Origin of the sequence: Bradyrhizobium sp. SZCCHNR1098, from assembly GCF_032489375.1 — a bacterium.
Lineage (GTDB): Bacteria > Pseudomonadota > Alphaproteobacteria > Rhizobiales > Xanthobacteraceae > Bradyrhizobium.
The window spans coordinates 243,758-270,090 of sequence record NZ_JAUEXY010000004.1 but is presented as its reverse complement, the minus strand read 5'-3'; the positions used below and the strand labels follow the sequence as shown (position 1 = coordinate 270,090).

Sequence of the window (26,333 nt, the reverse complement as noted above, 5' to 3'; positions counted from 1 at the left end):
CCATGGGACGGATCACGCTGGAAGGTGTGCAGAAATCGTTCGGGCCGGTCCACATCATCAAGGGCGCCGATCTCGACATCCCCGACGGCGCCTTCGTGGTGTTCGTCGGCCCCTCCGGCTGCGGCAAGACCACGCTGCTGCGGCTGATCGCAGGACTGGAGGACGTCTCGGGCGGCCGCATCCTGATCGACGGCAACAACGTCGTCGACGTGCCGCCGGCCAAGCGCGGCCTGTCGATGGTGTTCCAATCCTACGCGCTCTACCCGCATATGAGCGTGCGCGGCAACATCGCTTTCGGCTTGAAGATGGCCGGGCTGCCCAAGGCCGAGATCAACCAGAAGGTCGAGGCGGCCGCCGCGACCTTGAACCTCACGCCCTATCTCGACCGCAAGCCGCGCGAGCTCTCGGGCGGCCAGCGCCAGCGCGTCGCGATCGGCCGCGCCATCGTGCGCGAGCCCAAGGCGTTCCTGTTCGACGAGCCGCTGTCCAATCTCGATGCCGCGCTGCGGGTGCAGATGCGGCTCGAGGTGACGCGGCTGCAGAAGCAGCTCGGCACCACGGCGATCTACGTTACGCATGACCAGGTCGAGGCCATGACGATGGCCGACAAGATCGTGGTGCTCAATGCCGGCCGCATCGAGCAATACGGCTCGCCGATCGAGCTGTACCAGCGACCGGCCAACCTGTTCGTCGCCGGCTTCATTGGCTCGCCGAAGATGAACCTCATCACCGGCCCGGAAGCGGACAAGCACAAGGCGACCACGATCGGCGTGCGGCCGGAGCATGTCACGGTCGTCGACGAGGGCGGCGAGGGCTGGCCCGGCAAGGTCGTGATCGCCGAGCATCTCGGCAGCGACACGTTTCTCTATGTCGATGCCGGCGCGCTCGGCACGCTCACGGTGCGCGTCGTCGGCGAAAAGCGCCTCAGTGCCGGCGACGCCGTGACGCTGCGGCCGGAGCCGAACCGCATCTACCGCTTCGATGCCAATGGCAATTCGATCTTCGCATGAGAGGTGACGTCCCCTCCGGGCGTCAACGACAACAACGGACCACGACGATGTATCTCGAAAAATTCAAACTGAACGGCAAGACCGCGTTGGTCACCGGCGGCGGGCAGGGCATCGGCCTCGCCTGCGTCGAGGCGCTGGCGGAGGCGGGCGCGCATGTCGTGATCGCCGATCGCGACGCCAAGGCGGCAGCGGACGGGCAGGCGGCGATGAAGGCCAAGGGCTATGACACCGAGACCGCGCTGATGGACGTCACCGACTCGGCTCAAGTCAACGAGGTGGCCGACGATCTGGTCGCGCGCTACGGCGGCCTCGACATCCTCGTCAACAATGCCGGCATCGCGCGCAGCGAGACGCCGGCCGAGACCGTCACCGACGAGCACTGGCTCAACGTGCTCGACGTCAACCTCAACGGCACCTTCTGGTGCTGCCGCGCCTTCGGCAAGCACATGCTGGCGGCCAACAGCGGCACGATCGTCAACATCGGCTCGATGTCCGGCTTCATTGTCAACAAGCCGCAGGAGCAGTGCTTCTACAACGCGTCCAAGGCTGCGGTGCACCATCTGACCAAGTCGCTGGCGGCCGAATGGGGCGCGCGGGGCATCCGGGTCAACGCGGTCGCGCCGACCTATATCGAGACGCCGCTCAACGCCTTCGTGAAGAGCAATCCGCGCATGTACGACGCCTGGATCGGCGGAACCCCGATGGGCCGCATGGGACAGGTCGAGGAGATCGCCTCGGTGGTGTTGTTCCTCGCTTCCGAGGCGGCAAGTTTGATGACCGGCAGCGTCGTCGTTGTCGATGGCGGCTACACTTGCTGGTAAGCTCGCGTCAAAATTGACGGGAGCGAAACATGCGGCAGGCTTTTGTCGGTGTCGATGTCGGCACAACCAGCACGCGCGCCGGGATTTTCGACTGTAGCGGCCGCCTGCTTGCCGCGGCGCGGCATCCGATCCAGACTTGGCACGAGGCCGGCGACGTCGTCGAGCAGTCGTCCGATGACATCTGGCGTGCCTGCTGCGCCTCGGTCAAAGCCGCGCTGGCGGAAGCGGCTGTCGCGCCGGAGCTGATCAAGGGCATCGGCTTCGACGCGACCTGCTCGCTGGTGGCGCTGGACCCATCGGGTGCTCCCGTCACCGTCAGCAGCTCCGGCGAGTCCGCCCGCAACGTCATCGTCTGGATGGATCATCGCGCGCTGATGGAGGCGCGCGACATCAATGCGACCAGAGACGAGGTGCTGCGCTATGTCGGCGGCTCGATCTCCCCGGAAATGGAGATGCCGAAGCTGCTGTGGCTGAAGCGGCATCTGCGCAAGAGTTTCGATGCGGCCGGCCATTTCTTCGATCTCGCCGACTTCCTGACCTGGCGTGCGTCAGGCTCTTTGGCGCGCTCGATGTGCACCGTCACCTGCAAATGGAATTATCTCGCGCATGAGACGCGCTGGAGCGCGGCCTACTTTCGCCGCATCGGGCTGGAGGATTTCGTCGCAGAGGATTACGCGCGGATCGGCACCGAGATCGTTGCGCCTGGCACGCCGCTCGGCCGTGGGCTGTCGCAGGACGCGGCCGAAGAACTCGGACTGGTTGCAGGCACACCGGTCGGTGCGGCGCTGATCGATGCCCATGCCGGCGGCATCGGCGCGATCGGCGGCCGCGCGGCTGAGCGCGGCGAGGTCGATGTTTGCGAGCGCCTCGCCTATATCATGGGGACCTCGGCCTGCATCATGGCGACGACGCGCGCTCCGTCCTTCGTGCCCGGCGTATGGGGACCGTACTATCAGGGCATGGTGCCGGAGTTCTGGCTCAACGAGGGTGGCCAGTCCGCTGCGGGGGCTGCGATCGATCACCTGCTGCGCTCGCACCCGGCGTTTGCCGAGGCCACGGCCGCCGCGCGTGCCGAAGGGCTCGACGTCATCAGCTTTCTGGAGAAGCGGATCATGGCGCGAGTGCCGAATGCCGGCGCCGCTGCGCTGCTGGCGCGGGATCTCCACATCCTCCCTGAGTTTCTCGGCAACCGTTCGCCCTATGCCGATCCCGACTCGCGCGCCGTCATCGCCGGCCTCGATCTCGATACCGAAATCTCAGCGATGGAGCGGCTGTTCGTCGCGGGATTGTGCGGGCTCGCCTATGGCTTGGCCGACGTGATCGACGCCTTCGCCGCCAACGGCGTCAGCAGCCGGACGCTGGTCATGGCCGGCGGCGCCTCGCGCAGTCCGCTGGTGCGCCAGATCATGGCGGACACGACGGGGTTGACGGTGGCCTTGCCCGGCACCCAGGAGCCCGTGTTGCTCGGCGCGGCCATGCTCGGCGCGGTGGCGAGCGGCGGCTTTCGCTCGATCGGCGAAACGATGGCGTCGATGTCCTCGCTCGGCCGCCTCAGCGATCCGACCGATCCGGACGTCGCGGCCTTCCATCGCCGCAAGCGCCGCATCCACGGCCTGCTGCGGACGCTTGATCGCGAGAGCCGTTCCGTGATGCATGGGGTCGACGGGGAGGCATGACCATGATCCTGAGCTGCGGCGATGCGCTGATTGATTTCGTCCCGGCCAGATCGGCCGATGGCCGCGATGCCTTGCGGCCGGTGGTCGGCGGCTCGTGCCTGAACGTCGCCGTCGGCGTGGCGCGGCTCGGTGCGCCCACGGGCTTTGTCGGCGGCATCTCGACCGACCTGTTCGGCACCATGATCGCGGCGCATGCGCAAGGCTCGAACGTCGATCTCGGCTACGCGACCCGCAGCCCTGACCAGACCACGCTCGCTTTCGTGCGCCATGTCGGCAGCGAGGCGCAGTATGCCTTCTACGACGCCGAGACCGCCGTGCGGAAATGGACGTTCCGGCCGGGCAGCATCCCCTTTGCCGACATTGATGCCATCCATGTCGGCTCGACCACGCTGATCCACGATCTCGGCGCCGCGCAGACCCGTGCGCTGATCGCCGCCACGCAGGGCGCGGTGACGATCTCCTTCGACCCGAACTGCCGTCCGAATCTGGTGACTGATAAGGCCGGCTATCGCGCTGACATGGATGGGTTTGCCGCAAGCGCCGACCTGATCAAGATGTCGGATGTCGATTTCGACTATCTGCATGGCCACGACGATTACGCTGCGCGGGCCGATGCGCTGCTGGCGCGCGGCACCGGCCTGGTCGTCGTCACGCGGGGTCCCAAGGGGGCGCTCGGCTGGCATGCGCAAGCCGGCGCGGTCGAAGTCGCGGTCCCCCAGGTCGAGGTGGTCGATACGATCGGGGCCGGCGACACATTCCAGGCGGGGCTCTTGTTCGCGCTGCGCAAGCTCGGCCGCATCGGCCGGGAGGCCCTGAGGGGATTGAGCCAGACCGAATTGCGCAAGGTGCTCGCCTTTGCCGGGGCGTGTGCGGCCGTCACCTGCACCCGCGAGGGCGCCGACCCGCCGCGCTGGGACGACATGGCTGCAACCTGGGAGCGCCTGAGCTGAAGCACCCCATTGCACTCGTCATTGGGAACTGGTTGGCTGTTCCCTCGTCATATGTGAGTACCGGGAGACGGAGCGCGATCGCGAGACGCCCCTGTCCGGGCCGCGGAAATCTTGACGCGACAACGAGTTGCAGGGAGGAGAACCATGGCACCCGCCGCACGGACCGAGCCGCTGTCTCGTCACGCGCTGGCCTTCGTGTTGGCCGGCGGACGCGGCAGCCGGCTGCTGGAGCTGACCGACCGGCGCGCCAAGCCCGCCGTCTATTTCGGCGGCAAGTCGCGCATCATCGATTTCGCGCTGTCGAACGCCGTGAACTCCGGCATCCGTCGCATCGCGGTGGCGACGCAGTACAAGGCGCACAGCCTGATCCGGCATCTGCAGATGGGCTGGAACTTCTTCCGTCCCGAGCGCAACGAGAGCTTCGACATCCTGCCCGCCAGCCAGCGCGTTTCGGAGACGATGTGGTACGTCGGAACGGCCGACGCCGTGTACCAGAACATCGACATCCTCGAGACCTACAATACCAAATACATCGTCGTGCTGGCCGGCGACCACATCTACAAGATGGACTACGAGCTGATGCTGCAGCAGCATGTCGACCAGCGCGCCGACGTCACCGTCGGCTGCCTGGAGATGCCGCGCGAGGAATCCTCAGGCTTCGGCGTCATGCACATCAATGAGGACGACACGATCCGCGACTTCATCGAGAAGCCGGCCGATCCGCCGCCGATGCCGGGCAAGCCCGACAGGTCGCTCGCGAGCATGGGCATCTACGTGTTCGACGCCAAATTCCTGTTCGAGGAGCTGAAGCGCGACGCCGCGGACCCGAATTCCAACCATGATTTCGGCCGCGACATCATTCCCTACATCGTCAGGAACGGCCGCGCCGTGGCGCACCAGTTCTCGCGCTCCTGTGTCCGCGCCGCCCACGATCAGGGCAGCTACTGGCGCGACGTTGGAACGGTGGACGCCTATTGGGCGGCCAATCTGGATCTGACGGACGTCGTGCCCGAGCTCGATCTCTACGATCGCTCCTGGCCGCTCTGGACCTATTCGGAGATCACGCCGCCGGCCAAGTTCGTCCATGACACGGATGGCCGTCGCGGCGAGGCGACGTGCTCGTTGGTGTCCGGGGGCTGCATCGTCTCCGGTGCCCAGGTGCAGCGCTCGCTGCTGTTCACCGGCGCTCATCTGCATTCCTATGCCAAGCTGCAGAACGCGGTGCTGCTGCCCTACGTCAACGTCGCGCGCCATGCGCGCCTCACCAACGTGGTGGTCGATCGCGGCGTGCAGATTCCGGAGGGGCTCGTGGTCGGCGAGGATCCGGAGTTCGACGCCAAGCGGTTCAGGACAACGGAGAACGGCGTGACCTTGATTACCCAGCCGATGATCGATGGGCTCAATTCATGACGCCACTGCGCGTTCTGTCGGTTGCCTCCGAGGTCTATCCCATCGTCAAGACGGGCGGCCTCGCCGATGTCGTCGGCGCCTTGCCGTGGGCGCTGATGGCGGAGGACGTCGAGGTCCGCACGCTGATCCCGGGTTACCCCGCAGTCATGACCGCGCTGGAGCAGGCCAGCGAGATCAGCTCGCTGCCGAACTTCTTCGGCGGCAATGCCCGGCTGCTCGGCGGCAGCCATGGTGCACTCGATCTGTTCGTGCTCGATGCGCCGCATCTCTATGACCGCGAGGGCAATCCGTATCTGGGACCCGACGGCAAGGACTGGCCGGACAATGCGTTCCGCTTCGCGGCGCTGGCGCGAGCGGCGTCCTATATCGGCCTCGGCGCGGTGCCGGCCTTCGTGCCCGACATCGTCCACGGCCACGACTGGCAGGCCGGGCTCGTGCCGGCCTATCTGCTCTACAGCCACCGGCCGCATCCGGGCACGGTCATGACCGTGCATAATCTCGCCTTCCAGGGCCGCTTTCCGCGTCACTTCCTGCCGCCGCTCGGCCTGCCGCCGGAATCCTTCTCGATCTACGGCCTCGAATATTACGGCGACATCAGCTTCCTCAAGGCGGGACTGCAATTCGCCGACAAGATCACGACGGTGTCGCCGACCTACGCCCGGGAGATCCAGAGCGACGAGCAGGGCATGGGCCTCGGCGGCCTGCTGCGCCAGCGCGCGTCCGACCTCGTCGGCATCCTCAACGGCATCGATACGGCGGTGTGGGATCCCGGCAGCGATTCGGCCATCCCATCGCATTTCGGCATCGAGCGGATCGAGGCGCGGGCACCGAACAAGGCGGCGCTGCAGACGCGCATGGGCCTGCAGGTCGCGCCGGAGACGTTCCTGCTCGGTGTCGTCAGCCGGCTGACGTCGCAGAAGGGATTGGACCTGCTGCTATCCTGCCTGCCGACCTTGACCGGTAGCGGGATTCAGCTGGCCCTGCTTGGCGACGGCGAGGCCGAACTGCGCGACGCATTCCGCGCAGCCGCCGCGCACCATCCAGGACAGATCGGCGTCGTCATCGGCTATGACGAGAGCCTGGCGCATCTCATTCAGGCCGGCTGCGACGCGCTGGTCGTGCCGTCGCGGTTCGAGCCGTGCGGCCTGACGCAGCTCTGCGCCCTGCGCTATGGCGCGCTGCCGATCGTCACCGCCGTGGGCGGCCTCGCCGACACCGTCATCGACGAGACCGAGGCCGGCGTCGCCGCAACGGGGTTCAAGTGCGCCTCCGTGACGGCGGAGGCGCTCGATCAGACCCTGCGCCGCGCCGCTGCGGCCTTCTACGCCTCGCGCAGCAACGCCGCGAACTGGACCCGCATGCAGCTCAATGCGATGCTGACCGACGTGTCGTGGCGGCATCGCGCCGGCCGTTATGCCGAACTCTACCGGCAGATCGTCGCGCAGCGGCGGCCGGCGGCTTGAAGGACTGACGACGTTACGACCACCGTCATTCCGGGGCAAGGCCGCAGGCCTTGAACCCGGAATCTCGATGTTGTCTTGCGTCCGTTCCTGAAATCTCGGGATTCCGGTTTTAATCGTCAACGTGTTGCCGCTTCGCGGCTGCGCATTGACGATTGCCCCGGAATGACGGTGACATCGCGCTCCTTGTTGACGCAGTGCCAGCGGTCGCGAGGCTTGCAGCCCAGCCCAGCGCGCACCTCATGCCGATCCCGCTGGACGCCCAGAGGCGTGCAGCGGATAGTCCCGCCAGCTCCGATCAATATCCCTGCGCGAGACCTCATGACCGATACCCAGCCTTCCTCCGACTCCTTCGACCTGATCATCCGCGGCGGCACCGTCATCGACGGCACGCGCGCGCCACGTTTCGAGGCCGATGTCGGCATCAAGGACGGTCGCATCGTCGCCATCGGCGAGCTTGGTGGCCGCAAGGCTGCACGCGTCATCGACGCCACCGGCCGCATCGTTGCGCCGGGCTTCATCGACTCCCACACCCATGACGACAGCGCGGTGCTGGTCGATCCCGACATGATCTGCAAAGTCTCGCAGGGCGTGACCTCCGTCGTGACCGGCAATTGCGGCGTCAGCATCGCGCCGCTGAAGCCGGGCTCGCCGCGGCCGATGCCGCTCGGCCTGCTGTCGCCCGGCGACGGCCGGGTCGCAGAGTACGCCTCGTTTGCGGACTACGTGGCTGCACTGCGCGCGGCACCGGCCGCCGTCAACGTTGCGCCGATGGTCGGCCACACCGCGCTGCGCGCCTCGGTCGTGAGCGACCTCGGCCGGGCCGCGACCGACGCGGAGATCGCCGAGATGCGGGCTCATGTGCAGGAGGCGCTCGACGCCGGCGCCATCGGCGTCTCGACCGGGACGTTCTATCCGCCGGCGGAGGCGGCGCCGACCGAGGAGATCATCGAGGTCTGCCGGCCGCTCACCGGCAGCGGCGGCGTCTACGCGACGCACATGCGCAACGAGGCGAACGACGTGATCAAGTCGCTGGAGGAGAGCTTTGCCATCGGCAAGACGCTCGACGTCCAGGTGGTGATCTCGCATCACAAGGTGGTGGGCCCCGCCAATTTCGGCCGCACCAAGGAGACGCTGCCGCTGATCACGAAGGCGATGAGCTGCCAATGCGTCGCGCTGGACTGCTACCCCTACAACGCCTCGTCGACCATGCTGCACACCGATCCGGCCAAGCTGCAGGTCAGGGTCGTCGTCGCGGCCTCCGGGCCGCATCCCGAAGTGGCGGGTCGCGATCTCGCCGACATCGCCGCGGGCTGGGGCGTCGACCGGCTCGAAGCGGCAAAGCGGCTGCAGCCGGCGTCGGCGATCTACTTCGCGATGGATGAGGCCGACGTGCAGACCATCCTCGCCTTCGAGCCGACCATGATCGGCTCCGACGGCCTGCCGTTCGGCGAGCGTCCGCATCCGCGGCTCTGGGGCACGTTCCCGCGCGTGCTCGGCTATTACTGCCGCGAGCTCGAGCTGTTCTCGCTGGAAACCGCGGTCTGGAAGATGAGCGGGCTGACCGCGCAGAATTTCGGCATCAAGGGACGCGGCACGATCGCGATCGGCAACCACGCCGACATCACGATCTTCGATGCGGCCAGCGTGCGTGACAGCGCGACCTATGATGACCCCTGCGTGCCGGCCGCCGGCATCGAGGCCGTCATCGTCAACGGCGCGCTGACCTGGTGGCAGGGGGCGCACCAGAAGGCGCATGCGGGGCAGGTGATCACGCGCGTATTATTGCAGTGATCTAGCTAGATCGTGAACGGGCGCTGGCTGTCGTACTCACGATCTTCCTTGCCGATCCTGTAATGGTTCGGCGATTGCGTCGGCAGCATCTTGCGCTGAATCTGAAGGTGGAAATCGTTGTAATTGCCCTTGAATTGACCGTTCGCCCAGACCAGCAGCAGCGCCGCGGTGAAGACGCTGTTGATGGCGCCATCGAATGACACCTGATTGTCCTGGCAGCCCGAGATCAGACGGATGCTGGCCTTGGCGACATCGCTCGACTCCGCACCCGGCCCGCCCTTCGCGGCCCGGCCGATGGCTTCATAAAATGCGCGGTTCTGCTCATAAGTACGGAGGGCGATATCCTGCGGCAAGAACTTGGGCGCATAGCTGATCCCTTTCGTCGCGGCCCTGCCGGCCACGGCGATATCCAAATTCCCGGCGAAGCCGGCGGCCTGCGCCATCTCGTAGTAGCTCACCTTGGCCACAGTGCCGCTATGGCAGGAATCGGAGAGAATCAGAACGCGAACGCCATCGGCGATCGCGCCGTACACGCGATAGAGTTCATCATCGATCATCTGTCCGTCATAGAGGCACCAGGTCTCATCGAGTGCGTCGATCTCGTCACCGTCGAGGTCCTGAACCTGACTGCCGTGGCCCGAATAGGTGAGCAGCAGAATGTCTCCGCTGTTCAAGTCGCGGGCGGCCATCGTCAGCATGTCAGTCACGGCGCCGCGCGTGGCCTGCTCGCTGAGCAGAATGCTGGTCCGATAGCCCGCCGTCTTCGCAATCGCCTCCATCGCGCGCGCATCATTCTCACAGGCGTTCAGCTTGCCGTCCCACCCAGCATAGTGCTTCGGGTCCAGCCGATTGAGACCGATATGCAGCGAAATGCCCTTGGCCATTTCTGTCCCCCTGATGTCTCGGCTCGCAAACATCAAGCCGGCGGTTCGAGCCGATTGCCGCTTTCCGTGACCACCCAGGCGCAGACCGCGCAGATCGCATCGCCGTAGTCGCCGTGCCAACGGCAGTTCGCGCGGATCGAACACCGCGGCAGCGCCACGGTCCGCTCATTCGGCAGGAGCTCCAGCCCGTGCTCGTTCAGGATCTTGGCGACGCCACAGCGCTTGCCGTCCCACTTCCCGCAGCCGCGCGCGAGGCACGGCGACGAGAAGCGGAAGCGCTGTTCCGGCGGACGTCCCTGCCGGGCGATTGCGACGAAGGCGGCGTCGACCTCGAAGCGCTCGGGAATGAAATCGATCCGGCCCTCGGCATTGACGATGCCGAGCAGCGTGTTGCCGTCGGCGCAGCGCGAACTCGGGCACATCGGCACCGACTTCGGCTTCACGGATGCTGCATCGGACATCGCCTGAACGCCTCTCGATTCGCTCTCGCCTCGCCCGGCTTGCTTGGTCTGGACATCGCCGTGATCCGAACGTGTGCCGGGCATTCGACCGCACTCAGGGATTATCCAGCTTCGGTCGATAGACAGCTCCGTAAATTTGGGAGCCAGGTCCCGCTCCGAACGCCTTGATCTGCGACAGCGGCGTCGCAACCATGTCGCCGCGCGTATCGAGCTTTGCGATTTCGGCCGTCACCGCCTTCTGAATGGCTTGCTCGATCTCAGACTTCAACTGGTCGGAGAGCGGAGCGCCATCGATCTGAGCGACGAAGCGCTCCATCTCCGGCGCCGGCGCCGCCTTGGCGCCTCCACGCTTCGCAATCTCAGCGTCCAAAGCGGCCAGCGCAGCGACAAGATCACCCTGGACGCCGACGATCTGGCGCGCATGGTCGCGCAACGACACCAGATCGTCGATGGATGCGGGCCCTTTGACGGCCGCCGCCAACGCGTTGCCAATGGCAACGCCATAGACCATGATTGCTCCACCGGCGAAGGATGCGATTCCGCCAGCTGTACTCTTCTCGGTCATGATGTCCCCCTCCAAACCTTCAAGGCGCTGACTGAAGATCGATCGTGGCGATCAGACCCGCAGTGGCGCCGCCGTGCGTTCCCCCGAACGATTGGATTTGAGACAACGCCGTGATCTTCAGGTCGCCGCCGCTATCGTGAGCGGCAATGGCAGCCTTCACCGCATTATTGACGGCCTGCTCGATGCTCTGTCTCGCCTGTGGCTCGATCGGAAGGCCGGTGATCTGCACGGTGAAGCGTTCGGATGGCACGACCTCGGCAGGCGCCGCGCCCTTGGCGGCCGCCTGTCCGCCGCGCTTGACGATTTCCTCGTCGAGCGCGTTCACCGCAGAAACCAGATCGCCTTGAGCGTCGACGATTGCCTTCGCGTGCGAGCGCAATGTGACCAACTCATCCAGAGTGATACCGCCACTTGCGAGCGCATTGCCGATCGCAAGGCCGTACAGAGGCACCACTCCGCCTGGAACGCCTTCCTTCGCCAAATTCGCCTCCCTCGTCCTCTATACAATCTAAGGTTAGTATTTTACGATACCAATCGTCAACGATGTCGCGGCAAATTTCATGTTCTCTCGTGTACCCCACGCCGATACCGAGATGCCGGTCCGATCAATCCCTTCCGGTGGCTTGCCTACCGCTCAACCGCGCTATGTGGTCTGGGAGATCACGCTCCTCTGCAACCTGAAGTGCAGCCATTGCGGGTCCCGGGCCGGCGCACCTCGCAATGACGAGCTGACCACCGCGGAATGCATCGCTCTGATTGGCGAACTTGCGCGCGCTGGCACCAAGGAGATCGTTCTGATCGGCGGCGAAGCTTACCTCCGCCCCGATTGGCTAGTCCTCGTCGAGGAGATCACTCGTAACGGCATTGTCTGCGGCCTGCAGACCGGCGCCCGGGCACTCACGGAAACGAAGATCGAAGCAGCCGCGCGTGCCGGACTCAAGACCGTCGGCGTTTCCATCGACGGCCCGGCCGCTACACATGATCGACTCCGCGGTATCAAGGGCAGCCACGGCCAGGCGGTGGCCGCGCTCCGGAACGCGCGAAAGCATGGGCTGATGGCGACCGCCAACTCGCAGGTCAATCGTCTTACCCTGGGCGGCCTGCGCGACATTTTCGATACGATCATCGACGCCGGGGCCTCCGCCTGGCAGATTCAGCTCACCGTGCCCATGGGCAATGCGGCCGATGCTCCATCCTTGCTGCTGCAGCCCTTCGATCTCGCTGCGCTGATGCCGGAGCTGTTTGCACTGTTCGAAGAGGGCCTCGATCGCGGCCTGCAGCTTATGCCCGGTAACAACATCGGGTATTTTGGTCCATACGAAGCGGCTTGGCGCAGTACCTCCGGACGATTCGAATACTACGGCGGCTGCCAGGCCGGACGGGCTGGCCTGGGAATCGAGGCTGACGGCGCTATCAAGGGCTGCCCGTCGCTCCCCACGGCCGCCTATGTCGGCGGCAATATCCGCGATCGATCATTTACCGACATCTGGAACGACAGCGCCGAACTGCGTTTCATGCGCGATCTCGACGAGAGCCGCGGGCGCCGCTGGGGGTTCTGCGCCAAGTGCTACTATGGTCCGATTTGCCGCGCCGGGTGCAGTTGGACCGCGCACGTGCTGTCGGGACGGCCTGGCAACAATCCGTTCTGCCACTACCGGGTATTGCGGCTGGCCGAACGCGGCTGGCGCGAGGTGATCGTGCAGCGGACGAGGCCATCGGGACGACAGCCGTTCGACCATGGCTGCTTCGACATCGTGATCGAGGACGCCCACGGCGGCCGATACGGCCAGGAAGTGTACGCGAGCGACGAGTTCCAGGATCTCGCGCCTGACGCAGCGGCGAGGCTGGACCAGCTGCTGCTCTGCGAGTCCTGCAAGCACTTCTTCTATCAGGGAGAGCCGGAATGCCCGCATTGCCGCGCAGGCGCGGACGCAACGAACAGTGCCGATGATCACGTGCGGGTCGTGCAACGCGTCATGCAGCACCACAACGAGATCGAACAAATACTGCGCCGTATCGCGGCGCCCGCCGGACCGAAGGGCGCCTCCGCAGGTTGAGCGGAGTCGTTCTTCGGTGCCTACGGCCGCGGGAAGGCGCTGGCGAAAGTCGTCTGGTCCAATCAAACCCAACCGAGGAGAGTATCCCATGAATGCAAATGAAGACGTCAGAGCCGCGTTGGCGAACATTCCCGTGTCCTGGCTGCACATGCCGGCTTTGGCGTTCGCGGAAGCAGGAGCAGCGGGCGCGAAGGAATTCGGGCCGAAGATCGCGCCCGCCGTGCTGGCGCTCGGCGCTGCAGCCGCAGGAGCGATCGTCGGCGGTGGCCTGCAACTCACGCATCAATACCTTCACGACCGCAAAGCCGGACCTGTATCGTATCAGGGCATCGACAAGGTGATCTGCACGGCGACCTTCGCCGAGATCGAAGCAGCCGCAACGCGCATCTACCAGGAGTGCGCCCAGGCCAAGGACGGCAATACGCTGCAGCAGATCATCGATACTGCGGCAGGGGCGAAGTTCGTTCCGGCGCTGGTGCCCGTTGCCGGAGCGGCGGCGGCCTTCATTGCCGGTGTCTATGCCGGTGCTGCGGCGGCACGTCACTGATCAACAGTGAAACCGATCAACGCTGAAGGCGGGCGCGCGGCTTGCCCGTGCGCCGGTTTCACAGGTGCGGCATCGCATGATGCCGACCGAGTCGACTGGCGGCTTTGGCCCCCCCGGGCATCGTGGACGGTGTGTGCGCCAGACCCGCCGCGACCAGCGGCGGCAAACCGTTCCGGTCGCAGCATAGCTCAGCGGAATGGCGATGGGCCCTTCTGAGTTTTCTTACTTCGTTCGTCCATTTAAGCCTTTGGCGGATTTTCCGAGTTCAAAATGCCCGCCCCGCGGCGTGCGGTGGCCTATCCATCCAATTGGCGATCCAATTTGGCGTCGGCACCAGCATGGACAGGCGTAGCCTGGATCGCTAGCTAAGCCGCTGCAGCCATCGCGCGCGCGAATTCCGGATAGCATTCGGCGAGCTCGTCGAGGATCCGGCCGCGGATCAGCTCGACCGTCGCCCGGTCCGGCGCGGGCGTCGGCGGCACGATCTCCGGCACCGCATAATCGAATCCGGTACGATCGCGCACGTCGTCGGCGGAGTAGCCCGGATGCACCGAGCGCAGCCGGAAGCCGCCGCGCTCGCGGTCGAAATCGAACAGCGCCAGATTGGTCAGCAGCGCATGCGGTCCGCCGCGCCGCTTCACCTCCGGCGTGGTCGCGGCGGCGCTGACGAAATCCACCTTCGGCACCAGCACGCGCGGCGAATGCTCCTCGCGAAACAGGATCACCCGCGGAATGAGATGGTAGAGATAGGCCGAGCCGAACGAACCCGGCCAGCGCACATCCATCCGCGGATAGTCGCCGGTGCCGACCAGGTTGATGTTCCCGGCGCCGTCGATCTGGCCGCCGCCGAGAAAGAACGCGTCGACGCGGCCCTGCGCGGCGCAGTCGAACAGCTCGACGCCGCCATTGGTGAAGAAATTGTGCCGGCTCGAGCCGAGGATCGAGATGCGGACAGGCGGCTTGCCCTGTTGCGCGTTGCGTGCGCGCAGCAGCATCGCGCCGGCCGCCGGGATCGGCGATGAGGCGCCGACGGCGACATGGCGGATGCCATCGAGCAGGTCGGCGATGACGGTGATCAGCAGTTCTTTGCGTGCGCGCTCGTCGTGCATGGTCATGCCACCTCCTTGCTGCGGGTCAGGAAGGCGGCGAGATAGGTGCGAAAGCCCTCGTCGGTGCGCGCCATCGCGGCGTAGCGCGAAAGCTCGGCGCCATCGGTCTCGTACTCGTCCCACAGCGGCAGCGGCCAGGCCCCGTTCTCGGCGACTGCGATGGCATCGACATAGAGCGCCGGCAGCACGCCGGCGGCGGAGTCCTCGGTCGCCATCAAATCGCGATCGACGATACGCTCGACGGTGACCAGCGTGCGCTTCGCCGCATAGGCCATCGTCGCCAGCTCACGGTAGCGGCCGATGCGGACATTGCCGAAGCGGTCGACCTCGGGGGCATGAAACAGCGCCACGTCGGGCGTGATCGCCGGCACCACGACCACCTTGCCAGGCTCGCCGACGGGACTGTCGATCACCTTCCAATCGGGGCGGACCCGCAGCAGATCGCTGCCGATGATGCCGGCGATCGGCATGAACGGCACGCCCTTCTGCCCGGCCAGCAGGCCGGCATGGATCGCAGGGCAGGTGGCATCGCGCAGGCGGATGCTGCCGTCGCGCACGGCCGCGACGAAGCGCGGTGCGCCGCCGGCCTCGCCGAGCGAGACGGCGCTGGTTTCCACCACCGCGGCCACGCCGGCGCCGATCAGCAGATCGGCCTGGAGGCCCGATATCGGCACGCAGACGAGATGCAGCCCGGTGAGGCCGGCCTCGATCATCGCTGCCGTCGCCGCCATCGAGACGCCGGCACGGTCGACCGGGATCGCGATCGATTGCCCCGGTGCGATGGATGCGACGAGCGCCTCCAGGCCGACCATCTCCGTCATCGGCGTATCCTCCCGTTGTTGCTTTGCCGCGCAGTGTAGCGATGCCCCGCGGACGTGTCAGTGCTCGTATGCGATCGTCGAGCCGCGGATGATGAGCTCCGGCGCCAATACGATGTGGTCGGTCGCTGCCTCGCGCCCGGCAAGGCGGTCGAGCAGCAGCCGCGCCGCGGCTTCCCCCATGTCGCGCTGGGCGATCCGCACCGTGGTCAGCGGCGGCGCGACCATGTCGACGAACGGCATGTCGTTGTGGCCGACCACGGAGATATCACCGGGGCAGGTCAGGCCGCGCGCGGCGAGCGCGTCATAGACGCCGAGCGCCAGCAGATCATTGGCGGCGACGATTGCGGTTGGGCGCGTCCGCCGCGCGAGCAGGCGCAGCGCAGCCTCGCGACCCGCCGCACGCGTATAGGTTTCGACGGCTTCGACCGGCGCATGGCGGGCCGACAGTCCCGCAGCCCTGATGCTGGCCTCGAAGCCGGCGCGGCGGCGTGCGCCGGTCGAGATGTGCTGCGGGCCCGCGACGTGACCGATGCGCCGGTGGCCGAGCGCGACGAGATGCTGGACGGCGAGACGCATGCCGGCGGCGTCGTCGCTTGCTGCCGAGGGCAGGAGTCCGGCTGCGTCGACGCGATTGACAAGCACCACCGGCAGCGCTGCATCCAGGCAGTGCTTCACGACGTCGTCACGCAAGCTCACCGTCGCCAGTACCAGACCGTCGACGCCGCGCGCGATCAGCCGGTCGACGAGATCCCGCTCCGACCCCTCTGTGCCGGCGTCGGCCACGATCGTTGCATAACCCTGCGCGTGGAGATGATCGGCGATGCCGGACAGCATCGGCGGAAAGCCGGGGTCGGCGATATCCGGCGCGAGCACGCCGATCAGGCCGCTGCGTCCGGTGCGCAGGCCCTTGGCGGCCATGTTCAGCCGGTAGCCGAGCGCGTTGGCTGCGGCCTGGATCTTGTCCGCGACATCGGCAGCGACGAGGTGCTTCATCGCCGGGCTGAGCGCACGCGAGACCGTCGAGGGATGCACACCGCAACGGGCGGCGACGTCCTTGATCGTCGGGCGCGAGGACGACGCATGCAGGCCTGCTGCCGGTCGCAATGTCCGTTTCATTCCCAGCCTCTGATGTCGCCGCGCAACGACGTTTTGATCATGCTATACCTTGACACGCTTTGCGTGTATGCAATAAATTCGGCTTTGCAATCGATTGCAATAGAACAATGGGAAACGTCCACATGACAGCGAGCGCGCTGAAGCCGCATCTGGTCAGCCCGGAGCATCTCGATCCGCATTGGCGCTGGGGGCGGGCGATTCCGTCGCATGGCCATGTCTCGGTGGATTTCGAGCGCCGCGTCGATTTCGACAGGTTACGGCGCTACCGGCTGGCGCGGGCGCGCGCGGCGCTGAAGGCGTCGGGCTATGGTGCGCTGCTGCTGTTCGACGTCAACAACATTCGCTACGTGTCCGGCACCAAGATCGGCGAATGGGAGCGCGACAAGCTGTGCCGTTTCGCGCTGCTGGCCGGCGACGGCGAGCCGATCGTGTGGGATTTCGGCTCGGCGGCCGTCCATCATCGTCTGTTCTGTGACTGGCTGGCGCCGGAGAATTGCCGCGCCGGCATGCTCGGAATGCGCGGCACCGTGCCGCCGGCGGTCGGACTGATGAAGGCGCATGCCGAGGAGGTCATGAGCCTTTTGCGCGCCGCAGGCGTTGCCGACATGCCTGTCGGCGTCGACCTTGCGGAAACGGCGATGTTCTTCGAGCTGCAGAAGGCCGGCATGAAGGTGGTCGATGGCCAGCAGGTCATGCTGGACGCGCGCGAGATCAAGAACATCGACGAGATCATGCTGCTCAACCAGGCCGCGGCCATGGTCGACGGCGTCTATCATTCGATCTACGAGCACCTGAAGCCGGGCGTGCGCGAGAACGACATCGTCGCGCTTGCCAACAAGATGCTCTACGAGATGGGCTCCGACGACGTCGAGGCGATCAATGCCATCTCCGGTGAGCGCTGCAATCCGCATCCGCACAATTTCACCGACCGCATCCTGCGTCCGGGCGACCAGGCGTTCTTCGACATCCTGCAGTCCTATCAGGGCTACCGGACCTGCTACTACCGCACTTTCAACGTCGGCCGCGCCACGCCGGCGCAGCACGACGCCTACAAGCAGTGCCGCGAATGGCTCGACAATGCGATCGCGCTGATCAAGCCGGGCGTCTCGACCGACACCGTGGCCAAGGTCTGGCCTAAGGCCGAGGAGTTCGGCTTTCCCTCGGAGATGGCGGCCTTCGGCTTGCAGTTCGGCCACGGCCTCGGGCTCGCGCTGCATGAGCGCCCGATCATCTCGCGGCTGGTCTCGCTGGACAATCCGATGGAGATCAAGACCGGCATGGTGTTCGCGCTCGAGACCTACTGTCCGGCGACCGACGGCTTCTCGGCTGCGCGTATCGAGGAGGAGGTGGTGGTCACCGACAAGGGCTGTCAGGTGATCACGCTGTTCCCGGCCGAGGAATTGCCGATCGCCAACCGCTACTGAGCGAACGGACGGTGCGACCAGGAGAGTGGTCTTCGTGTTTTCGTCATTGCGAGCGAAGCGAAGCAATCCAGGGCGGCAGCCGTGACTCTGGATTGCTTCGTCGCTTCGCTCCTCGCAATGACGGCATCCGTGATAAGTAGGACGAGGAGACGACAATGACCACGACGCATTCGCTCGGCTGGATCGGCATGGGGCGCATGGGCTATCCAATGGCTGAGCGCCTGCTCAAGGCCGGCCACAAGGTGTCGATCTACAATCGCACCCGCGCCAAGGCCGAGCCGCTGGCGGCGAAAGGCGGCGTGATCGTCGATCATCCCCGTGATCTCACCGCGTGCGACATCGTGTTCACGATGGTGTCGACGGGCAAGGATCTCGAGCAGGTCTATTTCGGCGACAACGGCCTGGTGGCTGCCAGTTCTGGATCGCGTCCCCGGATCCTGGTGGACTGCTCCTCGATCGGCATCGAGCAGTCGGAGGCGATCGCCGCCAAGCTCATTCGACTGGGCTGTGAGTTCGTGCGGGCGCCGGTGTCCGGCAACGGCAAATGCGTCAAGGCCGGCAAGCTGTCGTCGGTGGTCTCGGGCCCCAAGGCAGCGTTCGAGGTCATCGAACCGTATCTGGCGAAGATCGCCGTCTCCGGCGTGTCCTATGTCGGCGAGGGCGAGCTCGCGCGCATCTGCAAGATCGCGCACAACGTCTTCCTCGGCGTCGTGATCCAGAACCTCGCCGAGATCACCATCCTGGCGCAGAAGGCCGGCGTGCCGCGCCATGCCTTCCTCAATTTCATGAATGCCAGCGTGATGGGCTCGACCTTCACCAGGTACAAGAGCAACGCGCTGGTCAATCTCGACTGGACCACGACCTTCACGCCACCGCTGCTGCGCAAGGATCTCGATCTCGGCCTGTCGGCAGCGCGCCAGCTCGACGTCGCGATGCCGGTGACGGCCGCGACGCGCGAGGCATTGCAGGCCCATGTCGGCGCCGCCTCGCTGCAACCAGATCCCGCCGGCTATCTGGAGAAGGACTTTGCGGCGCTGCTGGAGACCGTCGCGCTCGCGGCGGGTCTCAAGCTGCAGCCCGAGAACGTGCCGATGCCGACGGGATTGGAGACGGAGGGATAACGTCCGTCAAACCGTCAGCGCCCGCCAGCGCGTGTCGCGCGCGGAGGGGCGGCGGTGCAGGCGGGCATCGAGCAGGTCGCGTGCCTGGGCCAGCGCGCCGCTGCGGATCAGCGCCAGGATGTAGGTGTCCTCGATCACCTCCCGCTGCGCGTGGCTGCCGCCGATGCGGGGGAGATCGCCGATGACGGGCGCAAGCTCGCGCGCGCATCCGCGCCAATTGTCATCGGCGAACGCACGCAGCGCCCGCAACATGTGCGGCACGATGCGCCCGGCCGGCAGTCTGCCCTCGGCCTGCCGCCGCTCGATCGCGGCAAGGCGTCCCTTGAGCGCGGCGCTGTCATGCGTCGCTGCCGCGATCATCACCAGATGCATCTCGGCGAAGGCGAGGGTCGAACCCGTGAAGCGCGTGCTCGCATAGGCCGCCGTGTCGGCCCATGCGTTGGGCGGCACCGGTTGCTCGTCAGCCATCAGCCGCCACAGCAGCGAGGCGCAGTCGGACAGGGTGTTGAGCGGCGGCGCCGAGTCCATCGTCGGCACCAGCACGTCGGTATAGACCGCCAGCGCCTTGTCGGCGTCGCCCCGGTCCAGCGCGCCGAGCGCCTGGTGCCAGCAGATATGGCCATGCAGCATCCCGGTGCGGTCATAGTCGCCGATCCACCCCTCGACGAGCGCATCGGCCTCGTCCACCGCGCCGTCCTCGAACATCGCATGCAGCAGCGCATGCACGGCATAGGCGTTGTGCCGGCGCAGCGCGAAGCTGCGCTCGGTGACGGCGCGGCCCTTCGCCAACTCGCCGGCCTCGGTCAGGGCCCAGCCATGGTTGGACATGAACCACCAGTCCTCGCCATAGTCAGCGGCGAAGCGGTCGCAGAGGTCGCGGCGGGCGGCATCGTGATCGGCGCGGCCGGAGAAGGCGAGCAGGCCGAAAGCGCCGAGCGGGAGCGCCATGATCATGGCGTCTCGCGGCCAGTTCGCCAGATGCGCCAGGGTCGATGTCAGCGCGTCAGTGCCGCGTCCCTCGATGGCGAGCACCAGGGTCGCGACATGGCTCTGCTCGCGCGGGGTGCCGCGCTTGGCAGCGAGGTCGCGGGCCCGTGCGATGGTCTGCAGCGCCGCCTCGCGCTGCATGTAGATCGCGTGGATGCGAGCACGCGCCGCGTGCGCCAGCGCGAACTCCGGATCGAGCATGATCGCCCGCTCGAACGCGTCAGTGGCCCCGGGCCAGAATGCGAGCAGCAGATCCATGCCCTCGCGATAGGCTGCGGCCGCGTCAGTGGAGGCGGTCGACAGTGGCAGGCCGTAGCGATCCTCCTCCATCTTAGCCCACCCGCGGCCTGCGGCCCTCGATCGGATAGGCCGGATCGTTGTAGCCGGGCGTCGAGGCGTGGCCGGTCACGACCAGCCGGTCGATCAGCGCCTCGTCGTCTGCGGCGAAGGGATAGTCGAGCGCGCGGATGTAGTCGTCCCATTGCGCTTCGGTGCGCGGACCCGCGATCACGGAGCTGATGAAGGCGGAGTTGAGCACCCAGGACACGGCGAACTGTCCCGGCGTGAAGCCCTTCGTCTCGGCGTGACGCTTGATCTCCTGCGCCAGCTTCAACGATTCGGGCCGCCACTCGGTCTGCATCATTCGCGTATCGTTGCGGCCGGCGCGGGTGTCCGTGTCCGGCGGTGCATCGGGGCTGTACTTTCCGGTGAGCACGCCGCGCGCCAGCGGGCTGTAGGGCACGACGCCGAGGCCGTAATAGTCGCAGGCCGGCAGGTGCTCGACCTCGGGCATCCGGTTCATCGCATTGTAGTAGGGCTGGCTGACGATGGGGCGGTCGATGCCGCCTGCGTCGCAGAGATTGCAGATCTCGGCGAGCCGCCAGGCGCGGTAGTTGGAGACGCCGAAATAGCGGATCTTGCCGGCACGCATGAGGTCGCCGATCGCGCGCACGGTTTCCTCGAGCGGCGTCGCGTGATCCTCCTTGTGCAGGTAGTAGATGTCGATGTGACCGGTGCCGAGCCGCTTCAGGCTTTCGTCCGCCGCCTGCAGCACCCAGCGCCGCGACAGGCCGGCGCGGTTGGGATCGTCGCCCATCGGATTGGCGAGCTTGGTCGCGACGATCCAGCGGTCGCGCTCGCGCGCGATGGCGCGGCCGACCACCTCCTCGGAAGCGCCTTTGTTGTAGGCATCCGCGGTATCGATGAAGTTGATGCCGGCGTCGCGCGCCTTGGCGATGATGCGGGCGGATGTCGGCTCGTCGGTGGGACCGCCGAACATCATCGTCCCCAGGCAGATCGGCGACACCTTCAGGCCGGAACGGCCGAGCTGGCGATATTGCATTCTTGCCTCATTTCAAACCGTCGCCACCGCGGGCGAAGGGGATACGATAACTCTCTCAGCGCGTCATTGCGAGCGCAGCGACGCAATCCAGGGCCGGGTCGGGACTCTGGATTGCTTCGTCGCTGCGCTCCTCGCAATGACGGAGAGGCGAGATCACGGCTCACTCGCTCTTCAGAATCTTGAACACGCCCGAGGCCATCGCGATCACGCGATGTCCGGCCATGACCTCCGTGGTGATGAACACCAGGCTGCGGGTGATCCGCACCACATGCGGCCGCGACACCAGGGTCTCGCCGATCTTGCCGGACTCGACGAAATGCGTGTCGAACTGGATCGTCGCCATGTGCTCCTTGCCCGCGGCGTAGCGGGCCGTCATGCCGCAACTGCGGTCGGCGAGCGTCATGATCACGCCGCCCTGAACCAGGCCGCGGCGGTTGTGGTGCTTGTCCTCGGTGACGATGGCGTACTCGTGGACACCGCCGACGACCCGCTGCCACAGCGGGCCGATCAGATGCAGGAAACCGGAGGTGTCGACGATCTCCCAGCCGTCGGACGTCATCCTGGCCGCGGCCGATTTCGTCATCGCTGAAGACCCTTCCCGTTGTGGCCCGAGCCGGCCTGGAGGTCGTTTCATCTGTCGCCGGCCTGGTGTAGTCAAGCTGCATGCCGATGCCGTTCGACGATGCCACGAGGCGGAAAATCGCAAGCTGCTGCGCGGGCTTCGTGCGGCTGGAGGCGACTGTGGCGGCGGCCTCGCTGAAGCGCGCGGCGGTGGTGATCGCGCTGGCCCCGCACCACGAGACCGGCGACACGGCGCTGCTGCTCACTCTGCGTGCTGCAGGGCTGCGCAGCCATGGCGGGCAATGGGCGCTGCCGGGCGGACGCTGCGACGCCGGCGAAACGACGGTCGAGGCCGCGCTGCGCGAGCTCGCAGAGGAGCTCGGGCTGATCCTGGCGCCGGATGCGGTGCTGGGCCTGCTCGACGACTACCCGACACGGTCGGGCTATCTGATTACCCCCGTCGTCGTATGGGCGGCCAATGGCCGCACGCTGCGGCCGAATCCGGACGAGGTCTCCTCGGTGCACCGGATCGGCCTCGACGCGATCACGGCGGATGACGCGTTCGATTTCACCGCGATCCCCGAGAGCACGCGGCGCGCCATCCGTTTTCACGCCCGCGAGGGTCTCATTCACGCGCCCACCGCAGCGCTGATCTATCAGTTCCGCGAGGTCCTGTCCGGCCGCGACACCCGGGTGCACGAGCTGGAGCAGCCGGTGTTTGCCTGGAAGTAGCCGCCGTTTCGGCTACAAGGGCGGCATGCTGCATCAGCCGATTCGCACCCTTGCCCTGATTCTCGCCTGCGCCGTTTCCGGCGCGCTGCCTTTGCTGGCCGCGGAACCCGGCTCACCGGTCGCGCCGCGCGAAGCTTTGGCGCAGATGGCATCGCCGGCTGCGATTGCGGAGTATCGGCGCAAACTCGCCGAATATCAGCAGGCGCGGGCGGAGTTCGACCAGGAGGCGGGCGCCTATTGGAAGGCGATCGCCGACAAGCGCCGTGCGCGCAATGCCAAGCGCCGCGACCGCCAGCCGATCGGGCTCGACGACTATGTGCTGGAGCAGCCGCCGGTCTACACCGGGCCGAAGCGGCCGGTGAACCCCGAGCCGGAACCTGAGGGCGAGCCGCGCGAGCGCAAATACATCCCGGTGGTCGCCGACCTCGTGAAGGCGGCACAGGAGCATTTCCAATGGTCGCCGCAGCGCCCCGCCAACGACATCGATTTCAAGCGCGCCTATGCGCGCTTCGCCGCGGCGTCGGGACTGACGCGCGAGCAGGCGGTGCGCGTCTATGCCTTCGAGACCGGCGGTAACGGCAAGCATGACTCGCAATCGGGCTTCAAAGGCAACCGCGCGATCTCGACGGCGATCGGCTACAATCAGCTCTTGACCACCAACAGTGTCGAGCTGCTGGCCGAGCAGGGCCCGCTGTTCATCCGCCTGCTCGGCGAACGCGTGGCGCAGACGACCGGCCCGGCGCGTGGCGCGATGGAGCACAAGCTCGCGGTCCTGAAGAAGATGGTCGCGATTGCGCGCTCCGTGCCGGACGACTGGTCGGCGCATGAGAAGATCGGCAATACGCCGCAGGGGTGGGCCATGCATGCGATGGTGCTCGACATCGACGTCGGGCCGATGCTGCAGACCCACAAGCTCTTGACCTCGGTGCTGTTCGCGCGCGCCAAGGGCTACACCCGGCCGCTTTCGGCCGCAGAGCTCGAGATGATGAATCTCACCGGGGACGGCACCGGCTTCGACATGGTGACGATGCCGCTCGAGATGCGCGATCAGGTTCCGACCGCCAACTTCTTCCAGCGCGGCGGCTATGAGCGCAATCCGGTCGCCGTTCGCCACAACACCGTGGCAAAGCTGCTGGCGGTGACGGATGCCAGGATGGACTCGCTCAGCGGCCTGCCCGGCGCCAAGGAGCTGGCGGCGGCGTTCTGAGGCTGCGCTCGCTCGCCTTCACTCATCCGCGCCGAACGAGAAGCTGCCGTCGCCGTCGAGATAGGGGGCCGTCCGCATGTAGAGCTGACCGTTCTGGCCGACGAAGAACAGCGTGCCCTTCGGCACCTTCTTGGCGCCCTTGAGCAGCATGTCGGCGTTCTTGGTGCCCATCTTGTAGGCGAGCGTCTTGCCATCCTTGCCATAGGCGTAGCCCATGTCGGGCTTCAGCTCCCACGGCTCCGGCGGTGCCGCGCGCGCCGCGCTAGTCAGTGCGCCCAGCGCACCGAGGGCGATAAGGGCTTTCAGAACCGGGCTCTTCATGTCCTCCTCCAATCGATGTCGTCTCGAACAAATCACGAACACCGAGGCAGCGTCAACGTCGCCCCGTCGCAGCGCAGTGATCGTTGGCGGATTTTTAAATTCGCCGATCTCGCGATTATCCTGCAGCGTGGTTTAGAAACATAGGCCAAGAAAACACTTTGGGGATGATTCGGATGAGCCTCGTCACGAAGATCGGTTGGGTTGCGGCGTTGTCGCTGGTGACGTTGGCGTCCGCCCGGGCCGACGACTTCAAGCTGTCCAACAACCAACGCATCGCCTGCAGCCGCGGTCTCTCCGCCGGCAAGCTCAATACGGCCGTCTGCAAGTCCTACGCCTACCTCTTCAACGTGAAGACCTCGGAATATTTCCGCTGCCAGGTCTCCCTGTCGCTGACCCGGGACAACAAGGAGGTCATCAACGTCCAGACCGACGGCGGCTGCACCAGGAAGCCGCGCGTGTTCGACACCGATTCGAAATACGAGTTCGACGCCACCGAGACCGAGCCGGCGAACACCAACTCCTTCTTCGGCAATGGCGGCTACTCGATCTGGGTGGCGGATGCGACCCAGCAGAAGGTGCGCGGCTGCATCACGATCTCGTCCGGGCTCGGCTCGGACATCTCCAAATGCCTCGACATGACGTTCCAATGATCGGCGGCCTCGCGAGGGAGGCGGCCCGCCGCTCTGGGCTGCACCTGTGGTTCAAGCCGATGATACCGTCAATGTAAGATTGAACGCGGGCCGCATCGATCCCGGCCTCGCGCCGTGGGAGCGGGAGAGGCTGGTGCGCCAGTCCTTCGGATGGGTTGACCCCGCGCCCGCAGCCGTCCAATTTGCGGCAAAATCAATGGGAGGATCCATGCGTTTCTCGACATTCTCTGGCACTGCAACCGGTTTCATTCTGGCAGCCGCCTGCCTGCTCGCGGCGCCAGCGGCGCAGGCGCAGAGTTTCATCAACGTGCTCACCGGCGGCACGTCGGGCGTCTACTATCCGCTCGGTGTCGCGATCGGGAAGATCTACGGCGACAAGATCCCCAATGTGAAGACCCAGGTGCAGGCGACCAAGGCCTCGGTCGAGAACCTGATCCTGCTGCAGCAGGGACGCGGCGAGCTCGCCTTCGCGCTCGGCGACTCCCTGAAAGCCGCCTGGAACGGCGAGGAGGAGGCCGGCTTCAAGTCCAAGCTGGACAAGCTGCGCACGATCGGCGCGATCTATCCGAACTACATCCAGATCGTCGCGACGGCCGAGTCCGGCATCAAGACGCTGGCGGATCTCAAGGGCAAGAGTCTGTCGGTCGGCGCGCCGAAGTCTGGCACCGAGCTCAACTCGCGCGCGATCCTCGCCGCCGCCGGCATGAGCTACAAGGATCTCGGCAAGGTGGAGTATCTGCCCTTCGCCGAATCCGTCGACCTGATGAAGAACCGGCAGCTCGGTGCCACCTTGCAGTCGGCTGGCCTCGGCGTCGCCTCGCTGAAGGATCTGTCGACCTCATCGCCGATCACGGTGGTGTCGGTGCCGAAGGAGGTCGTCGACAAGATCGGTGCGCCGTTCGTGGCGGCGATCATCCCGGCCAACACCTATACCGGTCAGGACAAGGACGTGCCGACCGCGGCTGTGATCAATTATCTCGTTACCAGCTCGGCGGTATCCGACGATCTCGCCTATCAGATGACCAAGCTGATCTTCGATTCGCTGCCGGAGCTCGCCAATGCGCATGCCGCCGGCAAGGAGATCAAGCTGGAGACAGCGGCGCAGGACAGCCCGGTGCCGCTGCATCCGGGCGCGATCCGCTACTACAAGGAGAAGGGCATCCTGAAATAAGGAGCTGCTCGCCCGGCCTTCCTTGCAGGCCGGATCATTCGCAACCGGCTGCGCGGGAAGCCCTCCGCGCAGTCTTGTCGTTCAGGTGATTGCGGCCATGGTCAGCAGCGCCTGATGGGCGCGTTGGGGGGATCAT

The 26,333-nt window shown here is 66.1% G+C and carries 26 protein-coding genes; 15 read left to right on the top strand and 11 right to left on the bottom strand.

Features of this window, described 5'->3' with window-relative positions:
• Positions 1-2: 2 nt before the first annotated feature.
• From QX135_RS11610 to QX135_RS11580, 7 genes are all read left to right on the top strand, one after another.
• The gene (locus QX135_RS11610; RefSeq protein ID WP_316179414.1) at positions 3-1,010 is read left to right on the top strand and encodes an ABC transporter ATP-binding protein; all 1,008 of its coding nucleotides are present in this window, start codon (positions 3-5) and stop codon (positions 1,008-1,010) included.
• A gap of 47 nt (positions 1,011-1,057) precedes the next feature.
• Positions 1,058-1,831: an SDR family NAD(P)-dependent oxidoreductase gene (locus tag QX135_RS11605; RefSeq protein ID WP_316179417.1), complete on the top strand. Its 774-nt coding sequence runs from the start codon at positions 1,058-1,060 to the stop codon at positions 1,829-1,831.
• 29 nt (positions 1,832-1,860) lie between these two features.
• Positions 1,861-3,507, top strand: coding sequence for an FGGY-family carbohydrate kinase (locus QX135_RS11600; protein WP_316179420.1), 1,647 nt, complete (start codon positions 1,861-1,863; stop codon positions 3,505-3,507).
• A 2-nt stretch (positions 3,508-3,509) separates the two neighbouring features.
• Positions 3,510-4,457: a carbohydrate kinase gene (locus QX135_RS11595; RefSeq protein ID WP_316179422.1), complete on the top strand. Its 948-nt coding sequence runs from the start codon at positions 3,510-3,512 to the stop codon at positions 4,455-4,457.
• A gap of 144 nt (positions 4,458-4,601) precedes the next feature.
• On the top strand, positions 4,602-5,867 hold the full coding sequence (glgC, locus tag QX135_RS11590) for a glucose-1-phosphate adenylyltransferase (protein WP_315736073.1): 1,266 nt from the start codon (positions 4,602-4,604) through the stop codon (positions 5,865-5,867).
• Positions 5,864-7,330, top strand: a complete 1,467-nt coding sequence (gene glgA / locus QX135_RS11585) for a glycogen synthase GlgA (protein ID WP_315782925.1) — start codon at positions 5,864-5,866, stop codon at positions 7,328-7,330. Before glgC ends, glgA begins: the two co-directional genes overlap by 4 nt.
• A 318-nt stretch (positions 7,331-7,648) precedes the next feature.
• The gene (locus QX135_RS11580) at positions 7,649-9,121 is read left to right on the top strand and encodes a D-aminoacylase (RefSeq protein ID WP_315812361.1); all 1,473 of its coding nucleotides are present in this window, start codon (positions 7,649-7,651) and stop codon (positions 9,119-9,121) included.
• Positions 9,122-9,126: 5 nt separating this feature from the next.
• Here the strand turns inward: QX135_RS11580 and QX135_RS11575 are convergent, their stop codons facing one another.
• The 4 genes from QX135_RS11575 to QX135_RS11560 form a co-directional block, all read right to left on the bottom strand.
• Entirely contained in the window at positions 9,127-10,005 is an 879-nt protein-coding gene (locus QX135_RS11575; RefSeq protein ID WP_316179425.1) for a caspase family protein, read from the bottom strand.
• 32 nt (positions 10,006-10,037) lie between these two features.
• On the bottom strand, positions 10,038-10,466 hold the full coding sequence (locus tag QX135_RS11570; RefSeq protein WP_315826541.1) for a hypothetical protein: 429 nt from the start codon (positions 10,464-10,466) through the stop codon (positions 10,038-10,040).
• A gap of 94 nt (positions 10,467-10,560) precedes the next feature.
• Entirely contained in the window at positions 10,561-11,031 is a 471-nt protein-coding gene (locus tag QX135_RS11565) for a hypothetical protein (protein ID WP_315777859.1), read from the bottom strand.
• Positions 11,032-11,050: 19 nt separating this feature from the next.
• Complete coding sequence (locus tag QX135_RS11560) at positions 11,051-11,512, bottom strand: DUF1843 domain-containing protein (RefSeq protein WP_315716327.1); 462 nt, start codon at positions 11,510-11,512, stop codon at positions 11,051-11,053.
• Between the two features lie 79 nt (positions 11,513-11,591).
• On the opposite strand from QX135_RS11560, the gene QX135_RS11555 reads away from it, so the two are divergent.
• Together QX135_RS11555 and QX135_RS11550 are read left to right on the top strand one after the other, a co-directional pair.
• On the top strand, positions 11,592-13,088 hold the full coding sequence (locus QX135_RS11555) for a radical SAM/SPASM domain-containing protein (protein WP_316234092.1): 1,497 nt from the start codon (positions 11,592-11,594) through the stop codon (positions 13,086-13,088).
• An 88-nt stretch (positions 13,089-13,176) separates the two neighbouring features.
• Entirely contained in the window at positions 13,177-13,635 is a 459-nt protein-coding gene (locus QX135_RS11550) for a hypothetical protein (protein WP_315736088.1), read from the top strand.
• Positions 13,636-14,000: 365 nt separating this feature from the next.
• Here QX135_RS11550 and QX135_RS11545 read toward each other — a convergent pair whose 3' ends face one another.
• From QX135_RS11545 to QX135_RS11535, 3 genes are read right to left on the bottom strand one after another with little or no spacing between them, the layout of a single operon-like run.
• Positions 14,001-14,750, bottom strand: a complete 750-nt coding sequence (locus tag QX135_RS11545) for a CoA-transferase (protein ID WP_316179433.1) — start codon at positions 14,748-14,750, stop codon at positions 14,001-14,003.
• Positions 14,747-15,565, bottom strand: coding sequence for a CoA transferase subunit A (locus QX135_RS11540; RefSeq protein ID WP_316179435.1), 819 nt, complete (start codon positions 15,563-15,565; stop codon positions 14,747-14,749). The genes QX135_RS11545 and QX135_RS11540 overlap by 4 nt, the downstream gene beginning before the upstream one ends.
• A gap of 57 nt (positions 15,566-15,622) precedes the next feature.
• Complete coding sequence (locus QX135_RS11535) at positions 15,623-16,681, bottom strand: LacI family DNA-binding transcriptional regulator (protein WP_316179437.1); 1,059 nt, start codon at positions 16,679-16,681, stop codon at positions 15,623-15,625.
• A gap of 122 nt (positions 16,682-16,803) precedes the next feature.
• Here QX135_RS11535 and QX135_RS11530 point away from each other — a divergent pair, with 122 nt between their 5' ends.
• Both QX135_RS11530 and QX135_RS11525 read left to right on the top strand, forming a co-directional pair.
• Positions 16,804-18,105: a Xaa-Pro peptidase family protein gene (locus QX135_RS11530; protein WP_315758877.1), complete on the top strand. Its 1,302-nt coding sequence runs from the start codon at positions 16,804-16,806 to the stop codon at positions 18,103-18,105.
• A 155-nt stretch (positions 18,106-18,260) separates the two neighbouring features.
• Positions 18,261-19,226: an NAD(P)-dependent oxidoreductase gene (locus QX135_RS11525; RefSeq protein WP_316179439.1), complete on the top strand. Its 966-nt coding sequence runs from the start codon at positions 18,261-18,263 to the stop codon at positions 19,224-19,226.
• A 6-nt stretch (positions 19,227-19,232) separates the two neighbouring features.
• On the opposite strand, the gene QX135_RS11520 is transcribed toward QX135_RS11525, so the two are convergent.
• The 3 genes from QX135_RS11520 to QX135_RS11510 form a co-directional block, all read right to left on the bottom strand.
• Positions 19,233-20,543, bottom strand: coding sequence for a tetratricopeptide repeat protein (locus QX135_RS11520; RefSeq protein ID WP_316179441.1), 1,311 nt, complete (start codon positions 20,541-20,543; stop codon positions 19,233-19,235).
• A 1-nt stretch (position 20,544) separates the two neighbouring features.
• The gene (locus QX135_RS11515; protein WP_316179442.1) at positions 20,545-21,555 is read right to left on the bottom strand and encodes an aldo/keto reductase; all 1,011 of its coding nucleotides are present in this window, start codon (positions 21,553-21,555) and stop codon (positions 20,545-20,547) included.
• A gap of 160 nt (positions 21,556-21,715) precedes the next feature.
• On the bottom strand, positions 21,716-22,138 hold the full coding sequence (locus QX135_RS11510) for a PaaI family thioesterase (protein ID WP_315736104.1): 423 nt from the start codon (positions 22,136-22,138) through the stop codon (positions 21,716-21,718).
• 80 nt (positions 22,139-22,218) lie between these two features.
• Between QX135_RS11510 and QX135_RS11505 the strand changes: the two genes are divergently transcribed.
• A complete protein-coding gene (locus tag QX135_RS11505) occupies positions 22,219-22,848 on the top strand; it encodes a CoA pyrophosphatase (protein ID WP_316179444.1) in 630 nt (209 codons plus the stop codon).
• A gap of 25 nt (positions 22,849-22,873) precedes the next feature.
• On the top strand, positions 22,874-24,055 hold the full coding sequence (locus QX135_RS11500; protein WP_316234104.1) for a hypothetical protein: 1,182 nt from the start codon (positions 22,874-22,876) through the stop codon (positions 24,053-24,055).
• A gap of 18 nt (positions 24,056-24,073) precedes the next feature.
• Here the strand turns inward: QX135_RS11500 and QX135_RS11495 are convergent, their stop codons facing one another.
• Positions 24,074-24,376: a hypothetical protein gene (locus tag QX135_RS11495; RefSeq protein WP_315736110.1), complete on the bottom strand. Its 303-nt coding sequence runs from the start codon at positions 24,374-24,376 to the stop codon at positions 24,074-24,076.
• A 173-nt stretch (positions 24,377-24,549) separates the two neighbouring features.
• Here QX135_RS11495 and QX135_RS11490 point away from each other — a divergent pair, with 173 nt between their 5' ends.
• On the top strand, positions 24,550-25,026 hold the full coding sequence (locus tag QX135_RS11490; protein ID WP_315736112.1) for a hypothetical protein: 477 nt from the start codon (positions 24,550-24,552) through the stop codon (positions 25,024-25,026).
• Positions 25,027-25,234: 208 nt separating this feature from the next.
• The gene (locus QX135_RS11485; protein WP_316234091.1) at positions 25,235-26,197 is read left to right on the top strand and encodes a TAXI family TRAP transporter solute-binding subunit; all 963 of its coding nucleotides are present in this window, start codon (positions 25,235-25,237) and stop codon (positions 26,195-26,197) included.
• Positions 26,198-26,333 lie beyond the last annotated feature (136 nt).

Coding starts and splice junctions, on each gene's coding strand:
- QX135_RS11610 (WP_316179414.1), top strand. CDS start 3: ATGGGACGGATCACGCTGGAAGGTGTGCAGAAATCGTTCGGGCCGGTC.
- QX135_RS11605 (WP_316179417.1), top strand. CDS start 1,058: ATGTATCTCGAAAAATTCAAACTGAACGGCAAGACCGCGTTGGTCACC.
- QX135_RS11600 (WP_316179420.1), top strand. CDS start 1,861: ATGCGGCAGGCTTTTGTCGGTGTCGATGTCGGCACAACCAGCACGCGC.
- QX135_RS11595 (WP_316179422.1), top strand. CDS start 3,510: ATGATCCTGAGCTGCGGCGATGCGCTGATTGATTTCGTCCCGGCCAGA.
- glgC (WP_315736073.1), top strand. CDS start 4,602: ATGGCACCCGCCGCACGGACCGAGCCGCTGTCTCGTCACGCGCTGGCC.
- glgA (WP_315782925.1), top strand. CDS start 5,864: ATGACGCCACTGCGCGTTCTGTCGGTTGCCTCCGAGGTCTATCCCATC.
- QX135_RS11580 (WP_315812361.1), top strand. CDS start 7,649: ATGACCGATACCCAGCCTTCCTCCGACTCCTTCGACCTGATCATCCGC.
- QX135_RS11575 (WP_316179425.1), bottom strand. CDS start 10,005: ATGGCCAAGGGCATTTCGCTGCATATCGGTCTCAATCGGCTGGACCCG.
- QX135_RS11570 (WP_315826541.1), bottom strand. CDS start 10,466: ATGTCCGATGCAGCATCCGTGAAGCCGAAGTCGGTGCCGATGTGCCCG.
- QX135_RS11565 (WP_315777859.1), bottom strand. CDS start 11,031: ATGACCGAGAAGAGTACAGCTGGCGGAATCGCATCCTTCGCCGGTGGA.
- QX135_RS11555 (WP_316234092.1), top strand. CDS start 11,592: ATGTTCTCTCGTGTACCCCACGCCGATACCGAGATGCCGGTCCGATCA.
- QX135_RS11550 (WP_315736088.1), top strand. CDS start 13,177: ATGAATGCAAATGAAGACGTCAGAGCCGCGTTGGCGAACATTCCCGTG.
- QX135_RS11545 (WP_316179433.1), bottom strand. CDS start 14,750: ATGACCATGCACGACGAGCGCGCACGCAAAGAACTGCTGATCACCGTC.
- QX135_RS11540 (WP_316179435.1), bottom strand. CDS start 15,565: ATGACGGAGATGGTCGGCCTGGAGGCGCTCGTCGCATCCATCGCACCG.
- QX135_RS11535 (WP_316179437.1), bottom strand. CDS start 16,681: ATGAAACGGACATTGCGACCGGCAGCAGGCCTGCATGCGTCGTCCTCG.
- QX135_RS11530 (WP_315758877.1), top strand. CDS start 16,804: ATGACAGCGAGCGCGCTGAAGCCGCATCTGGTCAGCCCGGAGCATCTC.
- QX135_RS11525 (WP_316179439.1), top strand. CDS start 18,261: ATGACCACGACGCATTCGCTCGGCTGGATCGGCATGGGGCGCATGGGC.
- QX135_RS11520 (WP_316179441.1), bottom strand. CDS start 20,543: ATGGAGGAGGATCGCTACGGCCTGCCACTGTCGACCGCCTCCACTGAC.
- QX135_RS11515 (WP_316179442.1), bottom strand. CDS start 21,555: ATGCAATATCGCCAGCTCGGCCGTTCCGGCCTGAAGGTGTCGCCGATC.
- QX135_RS11510 (WP_315736104.1), bottom strand. CDS start 22,138: ATGACGAAATCGGCCGCGGCCAGGATGACGTCCGACGGCTGGGAGATC.
- QX135_RS11505 (WP_316179444.1), top strand. CDS start 22,219: ATGCCGATGCCGTTCGACGATGCCACGAGGCGGAAAATCGCAAGCTGC.
- QX135_RS11500 (WP_316234104.1), top strand. CDS start 22,874: ATGCTGCATCAGCCGATTCGCACCCTTGCCCTGATTCTCGCCTGCGCC.
- QX135_RS11495 (WP_315736110.1), bottom strand. CDS start 24,376: ATGAAGAGCCCGGTTCTGAAAGCCCTTATCGCCCTCGGTGCGCTGGGC.
- QX135_RS11490 (WP_315736112.1), top strand. CDS start 24,550: ATGAGCCTCGTCACGAAGATCGGTTGGGTTGCGGCGTTGTCGCTGGTG.
- QX135_RS11485 (WP_316234091.1), top strand. CDS start 25,235: ATGCGTTTCTCGACATTCTCTGGCACTGCAACCGGTTTCATTCTGGCA.